The organism is Brevibacterium aurantiacum (assembly GCF_900169065.1).
Taxonomy (GTDB): domain Bacteria; phylum Actinomycetota; class Actinomycetes; order Actinomycetales; family Brevibacteriaceae; genus Brevibacterium; species Brevibacterium aurantiacum.
This window is the reverse complement of sequence record NZ_FXZB01000002.1, coordinates 60,137-73,309: the sequence shown is the minus strand read 5'-3', so window position 1 is coordinate 73,309 and position 13,173 is coordinate 60,137. Positions and strand designations below refer to the sequence as shown.

At 64.8% G+C, this 13,173-nt stretch carries 10 protein-coding genes and 1 pseudogene; 6 read left to right on the top strand and 5 right to left on the bottom strand.

From position 1 onward, the window contains the following. Window positions 1-139: 139 nt before the first annotated feature. Window positions 140-1,813 (top strand): ABC-F family ATP-binding cassette domain-containing protein, encoded by a 1,674-nt coding sequence (locus BAUR9175_RS01925; protein WP_096168371.1) that lies wholly within the window; start codon window positions 140-142, stop codon window positions 1,811-1,813. Window positions 1,814-1,900: 87 nt separating this feature from the next. Here BAUR9175_RS01925 and BAUR9175_RS01920 read toward each other — a convergent pair whose 3' ends face one another. The 3 genes from BAUR9175_RS01920 to pdhA are packed head-to-tail and all read right to left on the bottom strand — an operon-like array spanning window position 1,901 to window position 5,630. Next, window positions 1,901-3,445: a dihydrolipoamide acetyltransferase family protein gene (locus BAUR9175_RS01920; RefSeq protein WP_101582822.1), complete on the bottom strand. Its 1,545-nt coding sequence runs from the start codon at window positions 3,443-3,445 to the stop codon at window positions 1,901-1,903. Beyond that, window positions 3,445-4,527: an alpha-ketoacid dehydrogenase subunit beta gene (locus BAUR9175_RS01915; RefSeq protein WP_009884983.1), complete on the bottom strand. Its 1,083-nt coding sequence runs from the start codon at window positions 4,525-4,527 to the stop codon at window positions 3,445-3,447. Before BAUR9175_RS01915 ends, BAUR9175_RS01920 begins: the two co-directional genes overlap by 1 nt. Further along, a complete protein-coding gene (pdhA, locus tag BAUR9175_RS01910; protein ID WP_096146230.1) occupies window positions 4,524-5,630 on the bottom strand; it encodes a pyruvate dehydrogenase (acetyl-transferring) E1 component subunit alpha in 1,107 nt (368 codons plus the stop codon). Before pdhA ends, BAUR9175_RS01915 begins: the two co-directional genes overlap by 4 nt. A 397-nt stretch (window positions 5,631-6,027) precedes the next feature. On the opposite strand from pdhA, the gene BAUR9175_RS01905 reads away from it, so the two are divergent. Next, window positions 6,028-6,345, top strand: coding sequence for a hypothetical protein (locus BAUR9175_RS01905; RefSeq protein ID WP_069599165.1), 318 nt, complete (start codon window positions 6,028-6,030; stop codon window positions 6,343-6,345). 658 nt (window positions 6,346-7,003) lie between these two features. Then, a complete protein-coding gene (locus BAUR9175_RS01895; protein WP_009883807.1) occupies window positions 7,004-7,564 on the top strand; it encodes a hypothetical protein in 561 nt (186 codons plus the stop codon). A 536-nt stretch (window positions 7,565-8,100) separates the two neighbouring features. Here the strand turns inward: BAUR9175_RS01895 and BAUR9175_RS01885 are convergent. Beyond that, a complete protein-coding gene (locus BAUR9175_RS01885; RefSeq protein WP_096145798.1) occupies window positions 8,101-9,042 on the bottom strand; it encodes a GlxA family transcriptional regulator in 942 nt (313 codons plus the stop codon). Window positions 9,043-9,149: 107 nt separating this feature from the next. Here BAUR9175_RS01885 and BAUR9175_RS01880 point away from each other — a divergent pair, with 107 nt between their 5' ends. Both BAUR9175_RS01880 and BAUR9175_RS01875 read left to right on the top strand, forming a co-directional pair. Then, complete coding sequence (locus BAUR9175_RS01880; RefSeq protein WP_096145797.1) at window positions 9,150-9,461, top strand: putative quinol monooxygenase; 312 nt, start codon at window positions 9,150-9,152, stop codon at window positions 9,459-9,461. A 631-nt stretch (window positions 9,462-10,092) separates the two neighbouring features. Continuing rightward, window positions 10,093-11,417, top strand: a pseudogene (locus tag BAUR9175_RS01875) (ISL3 family transposase). A 373-nt stretch (window positions 11,418-11,790) separates the two neighbouring features. Here BAUR9175_RS01875 and BAUR9175_RS01870 read toward each other — a convergent pair. Continuing rightward, window positions 11,791-12,306: a YqeB family protein gene (locus BAUR9175_RS01870; RefSeq protein ID WP_096145807.1), complete on the bottom strand. Its 516-nt coding sequence runs from the start codon at window positions 12,304-12,306 to the stop codon at window positions 11,791-11,793. A gap of 109 nt (window positions 12,307-12,415) precedes the next feature. Between BAUR9175_RS01870 and BAUR9175_RS01865 the strand changes: the two genes are divergently transcribed. Beyond that, complete coding sequence (locus tag BAUR9175_RS01865; RefSeq protein WP_236850579.1) at window positions 12,416-13,042, top strand: TetR/AcrR family transcriptional regulator; 627 nt, start codon at window positions 12,416-12,418, stop codon at window positions 13,040-13,042. The last annotated feature ends 131 nt before the right edge of the window (window positions 13,043-13,173 follow it).

Genomic DNA, 13,173 nt, shown 5'->3' with positions numbered 1-13,173 from the left:
ATTCGGTATGCCCTCCAGAAGGCTCCGTAGCCGCCGCTGACGGCGGCGGGACCCTTCACATCACTCTCGTGCGCCGTCCTGGCCCTCGCCGGACGGTGGTTTCATGCTGTCCGGCTCCACGACGAGCTGAAAGACCACGATGCCGAAATCAACATCTTCATCCCCCGAACTCGACCTGCCCGCAGGATCTTCCGCACACATCCGCGCCGAGAACATTCACATCATGCGCGGCGACCGCGAGATCCTCACCGGTCTCTACTTGACGGTCTCCGCCGGTTCGCGACTGGCCGTCGTCGGTGAGAACGGCAGCGGAAAGACGACCCTGCTGCATGTCCTCGCCGGTACCCTTCCACCCGATCAGGGAGAGCTGCGGCGATCAGGTACCGTCACCCTGCTCGAGCAGGCGCTCGACGCCGACGACAACCGCACGGTCGGCGATCTCATCAATGAGTCCCTGCGCCAGGAGAAGGCCGCGCTGGCCGCTCTCGACGCCGCCGGCGAGGCAATGGCGCGGGACGAGCCCGGAGCAGACGAAGCCTTCACGCAGGCCCTCGACCTGGCGACCCGCCTCGACGCATGGGGCGGCGAGCGGCGCATCGACACGGCACTGGCGGGACTCTCCGCGTGCTCGGACCGGACGCGGAGCCTCGCGAGCCTCTCGGTCGGCCAGCGCTATCGAGTGCGTCTGGCCGTCGTCCTCGGCTCGAGTACCGACATCCTGTTGCTCGACGAACCGACGAACCACCTCGACGCCCAGTCACTGGCGTTCCTCACCGAGCGACTGCGCACCCGACACGGCGGATTCGCCCTGGTCAGCCATGACAGGGCGCTGCTTCACGATGTTGCCGACGAATTCCTCGATCTCGACCGGAGTCGCGACGGACGCCCCCGGAACTACTCCGGCGGCTACCGCGGATGGGTGGCGGGGAAACGTCGGGACCGTGAGAACTGGGAGCAGGACTACCTCGCCGAGGTGGCCGAGCACGCCCGACTGTCCGAAGCCGCCGATGACGCCCGATCCCGATTGAGCACGGGGTGGCGTCCGCCGAAGGGAACCGGCAAGCACACTCGCGCGACGAGGACCGCCGGCGTCGTGCAGGCCTTCAACCGTCGCGTCGAAGACCTCGAACGGCACGCCGTGGAAGTGCCCGAACCGCCTCTGCGTCTGCAGTGGCCGGACGTATCGGAATCCGATGACGAGCGGTGGGAAGCGGAAGGCGGCTCACCGCTGGCAGCGGAATCGGTCACCGTTGAAGGGCGGATGAGGCAGACGGTGTCTCTGAGCATCGCTCCCGGCGACCGCCTGCTCATCACCGGCGCGAACGGCACCGGCAAGTCGACGCTTCTCGACATCCTCACCGGCCGTCTCGATCCGAGTTCCGGAGAGGTGCACAGACATCCGCAGGCACGGGTCGAGCTGCTCAGTCAGGAGGTGCCCGAATGGAACGCCGCCGACACCGCCGCCCGTGTGTTCGAGGACTATGCACTACGGTCGTCGCTGTCCGGCGACCTTACCCTGCAGGACCTCGGGCTGCTCTCGGCGGATGACTCGACAACACCGGTTCACCGACTTTCGCAGGGTCAGCAGCGCAGACTCCAGCTGGCGATGTGTCTGGCGGTCGAACCCGACGTGCTCATCCTCGATGAACCGACGAATCATCTGTCCGCCTCGCTGGTCGACGAACTCACGGAGTCCTTCGGGACCGCCACGGCGGCGCTCATCGTCGTCACCCACGACCGGCAGATGTTGGCGGATCTCGCGGACTGGCCGCGTCTCGACATCGGAAGAGCAGCGGCGCCGCTCGGTGCCTGAGTTCGTCCCCGCTCAGTCAACGCGAAACTCGAAAAAGTCGTCGCGGGTGACGACTTTTTCGAGCTTCGAGTTGATCGAGAGCGCTCGTCAGAGCTCGGGCAGCAGCGAGATCGGGTTCTCGATGCAGTCGGCGACGAAGGTGAGGAACTCGCTCGGCTCCTGACCGTCGCACGCCCGGTGGTCGAAGACGAACGACAGGTACATCACTTTGCGTACCGTGAGCTCGCCGTCGACAACCCACGGGCGGTCCTTGATCCGACCGAGACCGAGCATGGCCACCTCGGGGAGATTGATGATCGGGGCCGAACCGTCGACGCCGAACACCCCGTAGTTGTTCAGCGTGAACGTGCCGCCGGAGAGCTCGGACGGATCGAACTTGCCCGAGGCGGCCTTCCCGACGGTCTCGGACACGGAGTCGCGCATCTGCCTCAGACTCATCTCGCCGGCCCCGTGGACAACGGGAACCATGAGCCCGCGCGGGGTCTGCGCGGCCAAGCCGAGGTTGATGTCGCCGTGGGTGACGATCTCGCCGGCGGCCGTGTCGATCGAAGAATTGATGATCGGGTACTTCTTCAACCCGGCCACGACGAAGCGGGCGACGAGGGACAGCAGCGAATACTTCTCACCCGTGCGCGCCTCGAGCGCGCGCTTCGTGCCCAGCAGCTCGGTGGCGTCGACATCGAGCCAGATCGTCGCCTCGGGGATCTCCTGCCGCGACTTCGTGAGACGTTCGGACACGACCTTCCGCAGCCCCGTGATCGGGGTGCGGGTATCGCGGTCGGCCCGCCCGACAGGCGAAGGTGCCCCCACCGAGGTGGCGCTGCGTTGCGTGGTCGACTGAGGTTCGCCGGTTGGTGACGTCCCCGCGGGGACGTGAGCGCTCGCCGCTTCGACGTTCGCAGCCGTGCCCGACTCGATCGCGGCGAGGACATCGGCCCTGGTCACGACCCCACCCGGACCCGTGCCGGGCATGTGTTTGGCGCTGATGCCGTGGTCCTTCGCGAGCTTGCGCACAAGTGGGGAAGAGACGGGGGAGACGCGCTCGCTTGCCTCCGTCGATGACTCATCGGTGGAGGTCGACGTCTCTGCCGGCGGCTGCGATGGGGCGTCCGGGGCGACGGTCGGAACAGCGGGCGCTTCAGCCGGGCTCGGAGTGGATGCCGCACCAAATTCGGCCGCACCAGGCCCGGCCGTGTGCTTGCCGCCGAACGAGCGCTTCTTCGTCGACCGGGTCTTCGGCTCCGATGTACCGTAGCCGATGAGGTTCGCGCCGCTCGATTCGCCGGCACCAGTTTCGCCGCCGTCCACAGGCCCGGCGCCCGCGCCCGCCTCAGCGCCTGCCTCAGCGCCTGCCTCAGCGCTCGCCTCGGCGCTCGCCTCGGCGACGGAGAGCAAGGGCTGACCTGCGCTGACGGTGTCCCCGGCGTTCGCGTGAAGGCTGACGATCCGCCCGGCGTACGGGCAGGGGAGTTCGACGACGGACTTCGCGGACTCGACCTCGACGACCATCTGATCGACGTGGACCTCGTCCCCGATCTCGACCTTCCAGGAGATCAGCTCCGCCTCGGTGAGGCCTTCGCCGAGGTCGGGAAGGATGAACTCGCGCGTGCCCGTATTCAGATCAGCACTCATCACAGCTCCCAATCCCAGGACTCGAGCGCATCGAGCACGCGTTCGACGGTGGGCAAATAGAACTCCTCAAGCTTCGGCGACGGATACGGCACATCGAATCCAGCGACCCTCAGGATCGGGGCCGACAGGTGGGTGAAGTTGCGCTCGGTGAGGCGGGCGGCCACCTCGGCGCCGTATCCGCCGAACTGCGCGGCCTCGTGGATGATCGCCGCGCGCGAGGTCTTGCGCACGGACTCGGACACCGTCTCATCATCGAACGGCGACAGCGTGCGCAGGTCGATGACCTCGATGGACAGTCCGTGCTCGGCCCCGGCCTCGGCGGAATCGAGCGCCGTCCGCACCGTCGGACCATAGGCGAGCAGGGTGACGTCGGTGCCCTCGCGGATGACCTGGGCCCGATTCATCGGCGCCGTCGTCACCGGCAGAGACAGGGTCTCCTTCATCCAGTACCGCGACTTCGGCTCCATGAACACGACCGGATCATCGGAGGCGATCGACTCGCGCAGCAGCGAATACGCATCGGCCGGATTCGACGGCGTGACGACGGTCAGACCCGGCGTCGACGTCCAATAGGCCTCGGACGAGTCCGAGTGGTGTTCGACTCCGCCGATGTCGCCGGCATAGGGAATCCGGATCGTGATCGGCAGGCTGACCCGGCCTTTCGTCCGGTTCCGCATCTTCGCCACATGGGACACGATCTGCTCGAACGCGGGGTAGGCGTAGGCGTCGAACTGCATCTCGACCACCGGGCGCATGCCGTTCATCGCCATGCCGATTGCGGTGCCGATGATGCCCGACTCCGCAAGCGGGGAATCCCAGACCCGGTTCGACCCGAATTCGGCCCTCAGTCCTTCGGTGACGCGGAAGACCCCGCCGAGGCGGCCGACATCCTCACCGAAGACGAGCACAGTGTCGTCGTCGGCCAGAGAATCGCGCAGCGCCTGGTTGAGGGCCTTCGTCATCGTCACCGATGACGGTGCGGCCATTGTCGCCGGTTCGGTGCTCGCCGAGGCGGCCGGTGCTGTTTCGTCGTTCACCGCGGTCGGATCGGACGTCGGGTCGGTGCCTGTTTCGACGCTCATGCGTGGCCTGCCGCGGCGAGTTCGGCTTCGAGGACCTGCTGCTGTTCGGCAAGGGCCGTGCGCGGGGTCGCATAGACGTGGGCGAAGAGTTCGCGCGGGTCGACCTCGGCCTCTTGGTTCATCGCATCGCGCACGGACGCGGCCAGGGTCTCAGCCGCCTCGGCGACCTCTGCGACCGTCGAATCGTCGAGGGCACCGGTCGTTCGCAGATACTTCTCGAGACGGTCGATGGGATCGAACTGCTTCCAGTGCTCGACCTCTTCGGAGTCGCGGTACTTCGTCGGATCGTCGGAGTTCGTGTGCGACTCCATCCGGTAGGTGAGGCACTCGATGAGGGTCGGACCGTCCCCGTTCCGACCGCGCTCGAGTGCCGCGGCGACGGCGGCGAACACGGCAGCGACATCATTGCCGTCGACGCGCAGGCCCGGCATTCCGTATCCGGCGGCGCGATCGGCGAGCATCGTCGCGTTCGTCTGCTCCCGCAGGGGAGTGGAGATCGCGTACTGGTTGTTCTGCAGCACGAAGACCGTCGGGGTCTGCCACACGGAGGCGAAGTTGAAGGCCTCGTGGGTGTCGCCTTCGCTGCTGGCGCCGTCGCCGAGGAAGGTCAGAGTCGCTGCATCCTCGCCTTTGAGCTTCGCGGCCATCGCGAATCCGGTGGCATGCAGAGTCTGCGTTGCCAGCGGTGTCGCCGCAGGTGAGGCGTGATACTCACACGGGTCGAAACCGCAGTGCCAGTCCCCGCGGAAGGCGGCGAGGATCTCGGCGACGGGCACTCCGCGGGTCAGCAGCGCTGCCGAGTCGCGGTAGGTGGGGAAGAGCCAGTCGTTCGGGGCCAGCGCGGTGGTGGCCCCCACCTCGGCGGCTTCCTGTCCTGCCGCGGAGGGGTAGGTTGCAAGTCGACCCTGCCGGGTCAGATGCGTGACCTGCGCTTCGAACCGGCGGACGAGGACCATCTGCCGGTAGAGACCGGTGAGGGCGGCATCGCTGGGGATCCGCAGCCCTTCGGTCGGAGTGTCGGTGAGCCGGCCATCTGCGCCGATGAAGCTGATCGGCTGCAGCTGGGGCAGTGAGCGGCCTGTGGTGGGAACGTCAATGGTCATGGCCCCATGGTGGCGTGAGCCGAGTCACGATTCCATGGCTTAGGTGCAGGTGAGGACGGGCGGCCAAACGTGTCGCGAACTCGGGACGAAGGGGCCGGTTCCGGCAGGTCGAGTGGACGTTTGGCTGGACGGTGAGGGCTCTTTCACACAGCCGTGCGTGCAAGTCCAGCGCAGTAGATCAACATTTCTTGTGCAATTTCGTCTTTTTGGGGGATGTGCGGAGGCCGAGTATGAACATAACCTCTATACCGGCTGAGGACTACCGGAGTTCCAGCAGAGAGGAATCATGTGAAGAAGATGCTCATTGCAGGGGTAGCGGCAGCGGCCCTGACGCTGGGGGGTTTCAACCAACGCGGAAGCAGCAAGCTACACCTGGTATAACGCGGGATATAACGACGTGCAGAACGGCTCTCTCAACGCCCAGGTCTACTCCAATGGCAACCGTGTCTCGAAGGCCAAAGTCACGTACAAGAAGACGAAAGGTTCGGGGGTTTCGGTTAAGTTCGGATTCCAGGCGGTCAACAAGAAGGGCGGAGCTCAAGGCCCGGTGTCGTGGTCCGGAACCTACAAGATGAAGTCGAAGCAAACAAAGACAGCGACGTTCTCGGGCTCTGCGTCGTTGAGCAGCAAACGGCCATGCGCTCGTGCTCTGATGAAAGACACGATTTCGGGCAAGAACTACTACACGAGAACGACGTTCTGTACAGGACTGTAAATGCTTAGATATCTAACTGCACTGCCCTACGCACTTCCGGTCGCGGCAGTTGGTGCGATCGTTGCAGCAGTAATCGCAAAGCCTGTTGGCCGACGGCTTCGAGAGCATCCAGTAATCGTGTTCTTCTGGATGGCGAGCGTGTCCGTTGTGATCGCTGCGACAGTGACACCGTCAGGGCACGCGCCGGGATTGAACGATGGTTTGACGACGACCCGAGTCTGGGCCTGGTCGTTCCCGGCCCCAGGGGCGCTATTCTCGGTCAATTGGCAGTCGATGAACCTGCTGCTTTTTGCGCCATTAGGGGTAGCTAGTGGACTGTTCCTTCGGTTCCGCCACATTGTCGGGGCCGCTTCCATTGCGGCGTTACTGTCGCTTGCTGTCGAACTTGTCCAGTACATGGTTATCCCGCTGGGCAGAGTACAGTTCAACTCAGCGACGGTCGTAATCGGATGGGTCGGGATTGTAGTGGGAATGCTGGTGGGAAGACTGGTAGCGAGCCAGATTCGGAAGACTAAACAAAAAGGGGATCAAGGCCAGCTGCAGAGCTGACTATGCCCCAAGTGTCAATACTTCAGACACGCAGATAGGGAACGAACATAGATGGGTCGAGTCGAATACGATGATTGGACTCCGGCCACACTGGATAGAACGGATAATTATGAAGAAGCTTGTCTCAATTGTTGGTGGGCTTGCCCTGGTCGCCGGTTCAACGTTCGCCGCGGGACCAGCATCGGCAGTGTTGAGTGAAGACATCCAGCCGGTAGAGTCTTCGCCTGCAGATGAAGACGCTCGAGTTGATTCGCTACTGAAAGACGGTGCCGAAGCAGACCCGCTGGAGCTTGTACCCGGTGCGACCACCGACCCTGACAAGGTCAAAGAGATTGACGAGTCGGGAGCTCCGGCAACTGTAGTGGTCGATCCTGACAACGGGAAGATCGTCGCAGCAAAACTGGAAACCACAATCTCGGCCCACAAGATATCAATTGTCGGCCCTGGGTGTTCGGCGGCGAGCGGATATTTCTGTATGAGGGGCTCTAATTACTACGGGTTCAAAGGAACTGGCTCTCTGTCCGGGAAGTGGAAGAGCATCAAGTGGTTCCACACCGGCAATAAGCAGGGTGCAGTTCGATATGGAGGAAAGTGGCAGGGCTGGCACCCGAAGAACCGGGCCGTGCAACTGACGAAAGCCGTTACAGTGACTGGGCTAAAACGGCAGTAAAAGAAAGAAACGCAACTGTCACACTAAACACAGCTGAAGCCATGGACTATTCAGCTTTCGGCATCGAATTATGCGCGTTGTATTTGGGAACGTCCTCAGCGCTAGATGCTTTCGGGGTCTCTGCCCTGGTTCGCGGATAAGTGGCTCTTCCCAGATGAGGGTGTAGGTCGGCCGGGCGCGTCGGTCCGCAGATAGACGTCGAGATCTCCCGACGATGGAGGTTCCTACGCCATCCATCCGAAAGACCTCGACGTGTCCGACGCTACCCCGCCGGCCGGCTTCGGCCGCCCTGAACTGACCGCCTTCGCGTCTTATCCCAATCGACTCTGATCGGGTCTGCTGATCCTCTCGACGAGAACGCAGCGACATCACAGCCACCCAACCCAGACCGTTCGGGAAGCCGGGACACGTCACATGGCCTGTGCTGCGGGCGTGTCGAGTAGGTCGCCCAGGGGCGACGCAGGAGCGGCTACGCGACGTGCTGAGAGGTGGTTCCAGTCGAGCACTAGCACACCGGCTACAGGCATGGCGATAGGTCAGGAACGGCGTCGCTCCCTACGCAGGAGGGAGCGCAGAGTCTCGGCGTTCGCGTAGCCGACCCGTAGCGCGATCTCGGCGGAGGTGAGGTCCGTGGTTGCTGAGAGGTGCCGAGCTCGTTCGATGCGAAGCCGTTGGACGAAGCCGAGCGGAGTGAGGTTGAGCGCCGCACGGACTCGTCGTTCGAGGGTGCGCCGGCTGGTGCCGAGCGACTGCGCGACGAAGGCGACGTTGAACGGTTCGTCCAGGCGGGCGCGCACGAAGCGTTCGAACTCGACGACGATCGGGTCCTCGTGCCGGAGATGTTCGTAGGCGACGAAGGCCGCCTGCGACGGGCGCTCGTCGATGATGAGGAGCTTGGCGACGTGTTGGGCCAGGTCGGGGCTGATCGATCGCACGAGTGAGAGCGCGAGGTCGATGTGGGCGAACGCGGCGCCGGCGGTGACGAGGTTCCCGTCGACCACGACCATGGTGTCGAGATCGAGGGCGACGGTCGGATAGCGCTTCAGGAACTCCGGCCCCAGGAACCAGCTGGTCGTCGCCCGCCGATGATGCATCCGTCCGGTCTCGGCGACAGCGAACACGCCGGTGCACGCCGCGGCGATCCGGGTGGTCGCCTCGTCGAGGCGCCCGAGCGAGGCGATGACCGAACGAGCATCTCGGCTCTGGAGGGCGTCGTTGGTAGCGGCGGCCGTAAGGGTTCCAAGCGCAGGGACGACGACCACGTCGAACTCTGCGGACTCCGACAGTGGGTGGTCCACCGACAGGGTCATCGATGCCGTCGTGGCCACTCGCCGTTTCGGTCCGAGGATGGCGAGTTCGATCGGGTCGATCCGCGGGTCGACATCGCCGCGGGCTCCGTCGGCCACCCGCACGATGTCGATGATCGACGCGATAGCCGAACCGAAGCAGCCGTCAATCGCGATCAGTCCAATACGCATGACGTAAACAATAGCAATACTGCCGTATACGCCACTACCCACCGGCCCTCGCTCGTCATATGCTGAACTCGTCACACGAAGAAACACGACTTCAAGGAGAGTCCCTCATGTCAACACCCGCATCACTTCCGTATGCCTTCGTCGCCAAGATCGTCGCGGCCGATGGACAGCACGACGCGCTCGCCGATCTGCTCGCCGGCGCTGTCGCACTCGCCAACGAAGAAGTAGGAACGATTGTCTGGTTCGCGGTCAGGACCGACGCCGACACCTTCTGGATCTTCGATGCATTCCCCGACGAGGCCGCTCGCGACGCCCACGCCAACGGCGCCATCGTCGCAGCCCTGATGGCCAACCAGCACCTCCTCAGCGCAGCACCCGAGATCCTGGCGGCCGACGTCCTCGCGTCCAAGCTCCCGTAGTCCGCCAACGCACGAGACGATCGCGCCCCGCCGAGCCGTCGCCAGGTCGCGACGCAACGCCATGCGGCGTTGCCGAGCGGCGCGAGGCCTATCGGCACACGGACAGGATGCCGGCCGCGAGCGCTCAGCCGGCGAGGGTCCGTCGCAGAGGAGAGCGACGTCGGTGTCGGGCAGAGCCGTGAGGCCAGCGCATCGCGCGACCACCAGAACCGAACAGCCCCTGCCCTGCGTTTCCGCAGGTCAGGGGCTGTTCGCCGGAGCCGCCTGTCGGAATCGAACCGACGACCTAATCACGTCGGCTTTGCGTCTATCGCTTGATGCGCCCACTGGGCGAACGAACCGCTGACCTGCGCAAACGCCGAGCGTGGGGGACGCCGCCATCCGGTGGTGACCGACGACGACCGACCAGTACCGATCGTTTCACCGGAGCTTGCGGCGGCGTCGAAGCCGAGCAAGCTCCATTCCTTTAGCTCACCGCGCCCTCCTCCTCGCCGGTCCCGTCGTCGTCGAAGACGTTTCAGGGGTCTTCTCAGATGAGGGTGTAGGTCGGCCGGGCGCGTCGGTCCGCAGATAGACATCGAGATCTCGCGACGACGGAGGTTCCTACGCCATCCATCCGAAAGACCTCGACGTGTCCGACGCTACCCCGCCGGCCGGCTTCGGCCGCCTTGACCTGACCGCCTTCGCTCGACTCGACGGCCTCGGTCTGAGCGTGACCGGACAACGACTTGAACCGGATCGTGCGGTCCTCGCGTGCCGCGTGGTGGAACCAGATCAGTGGTGCCGACGGTGCGGCAGCGAAGGCGCTGCTCGTGACGCCGTGATCCGGCGGTTGGCCCACGAGCCGCTGGGCTGGCGACCGACCGTGCTGGAAGTTGTAGTGCGCCGCTACCGCTGTGCCGACTGTGGACACGTGTGGCGCCGAGACACCAGCGCCGCGGCGGAGCCACGCGCGAAGCTCTCGCGCACCGGGCTGCGGTGGGCGCTGGAAGGGATCGTGGTCGCACACCTCACCGTCGCCCGTGTCGCCGAGGGACTCGGGGTCGCGTGGGACACCGCCACCAACGCGGTCCTGGGCGAAGGCAAGCGGCTGCTGATCAACGACCCCACGCGGTTTGAGGGCGTGAAGGTCATTGGCGTCGATGAGCACGTCTGGCGCCACACCAGGCGTGGCGACAAGTACGTCACCGTGATCATCGACCTCACCCGGTCCGCGATGGCGCCGGCCCAGCAAGGCTGCTGGACATGGTCGAGGGCCGGTCGAAGGCGGCGTTCAAGACCTGGCTCGCCGACCGCGACGACGCCTTCCGTGACGCGGTCGAGGTGGTGGCGATGGACGGGTTCACCGGGTTCAAGACCGCCGCTGCAGAGGAGATCCCGGACGCAGTCACGGTGATGGATCCCTTCCACGTCGTGCGCCTGGCCGGTGACGCCCTCGACAGGTGCCGGCGCCGGGTCCAACTCGCGATCCACGGGCACCGTGGGTTCAGGGACGACCCGCTCTACAAGTCGCGGCGCACGCTGCACACCGGCGCGGACCTGCTCACCGACAAGCAGAGCGACAGGCTACGCGCGCTGTTCGTTGATGACGCTCACGTCGAGGTCGAGGCGACCTGGGGTGTCTACCAGCGCATGATCGCCGCCTATCGCCACGAGGACCGGCAACGTGGCCGCGAGCTCTTGGAGAAGCTGATCACCGACCTCAGCGCCGGCGTCCCCAAGGTGCTCACCGAGCTCACCGCCCTGGGCCGGACCCTGAAGAAGCGAGCCACTGACGTGCTCGCCTACTTCGAACGACCCGGCACCAGCAACGGGCCGACCGAGGCGCTCAACGGACGGCTCGAACACCTGCGCGGCTCCGCACTCGGGTTCCGCAACCTGACCAACTACATCGCCCGAAGCCTGCTCGAGACCGGCGGCTTCAGACCCCAACTCCTACACCCCCGATTGGGATGAGCCGGATAAGTCTGAAACCGGGACGTTGCGTCTAGCAAGCATGTGGACGCGTATGAGAGATTGCGTTTTTGCCGCGTGGTTGCCTGCGTTCCCACATTGTTAATCGGCCTCGGAGAACTATATTTCGGGGCCGATTCTCATTCGTGCCGACGAGAGAGCGGCGGTGTCGGCTTGGCTCGGCATTCTTCGTTGTCGCGGTTGTGGACGACGACCGCAGGGTTGGCATCGAGGACGTTGAAAAGCCTTATCGATATCGCCCTCGCCAGCTCGTCACTTCTGGATTACTTCCTCCCGTCGATCGCATCAGCTCTCGGTGAGAAGTCCTCTCCGAGCGGGGCGATGTACGCCGTCCCAACCTTCGGCGCCGCGGCCCTCAGATCTCGCCCCAGCGATATCCGCGGGAGGTGAAGGCCTCGGCAATCGCGGTCTTTTTGCCTTCGGCATCTCCTTTGAAGGCCTGGTGCCCGCCCTCGGTGACGACGACGAGCTTGCCGTCGGTGAAGTACGCGGTCGAGAACGAGGCGCGGGAGATGCGCAGCGGGTGGTCGTCGTCTCGGCCGATGGTGATTCCGTGTTCATCGACGACCAGGGGAGTCGTCGATGCGGCGATGAAGAAGGCGGCGATGAGTCCGAGCAACCCGCCGATGATCGGTCGGGCGATGACGACCCACGCCTGGTCGAAGCGGCTGAGCTTCTCGATGACGTCACCGAAAGGGATGGGGAAAGTCGCGGCAATCGAGCCGAGGGCTGGAAGGAAGAAGCCGAGCGCCACCCCGATGCCGATGCAGACGAGGCCGATGACGACGACGTCGCTCCGACTGAGCGCGAACGTCGCGGGGGCGTGGGGCTGCTGGGTTGCGAAGTCGATCTTCTGCTGGGGCTGATCCATCACGTGCTCGATCCTCGAAGGCATTGTCGGTACTCAATGATACCAAAGTGGAACAACGCTGTTCCACAAGTAGACTGCTCTGTATCGTTCGCAGAGTCAGGGAGGGGTTGTGCCGGTGCAGGGAATGCGTCGATTGGGCCGAGAGGCGCTGGTCAGCGAGGCACTGACCCACCTTGCCGCGAACCCGCAGGCGTCGATGATCGAACTTTCACAGTCGATCGGCGTCGGTCGCACCACTCTTTACCGACATTTCGGTGATCGGGAGGCGCTCGTCGGTGCGGCGGCCCTGCTCGGTGCCCGGCGATTCGGTGAGGCGGTCATGAAGGCCCGTCCCGGCGAAGGGACCGGGCTGGCTGCGCTCGAGCGGATCTGTGCGGAGCTGTTCACTCTGCCCGATGTGCTCACCCTGCTCTTCGCCGACAACCCGATCATCACCGATGAATCCTTCGCCGAGGCGGCCGCCGAGTCCCGGTCAGGCGCTGAGTCCAGCACGTGCGCTGAATCTGCGGATGCCGAGGATGATCCCCTCGAGGCCGTCATCGCGAAAGGGCAGGCGGACGGTTCCATCGATGAAGGCGTGCCCATCGGATGGGCGGCGGCGTTCGTCTACCTCACCATCGGCTCCGGACACCTCTACAGCGTGAGCGTCGGCGTCGACGATCCGACCGCGCGCGCCCAGTCTCTCGAGCTGACCATCAGGGCGGTGCGGAAGACCCTCGCTTCTCCGGGAGGCTGAGCGCTGACCAGGGCGTGAACACCGACCGGGCCCGCAGAGCTGTGTGCGGTACCGCCGACTCCCGAAATGTGATCTCGGTGAAGCCGCGGGGCCATGCCGGGGCAGTTGTGGGGCCGACGAGGTCTGATTTG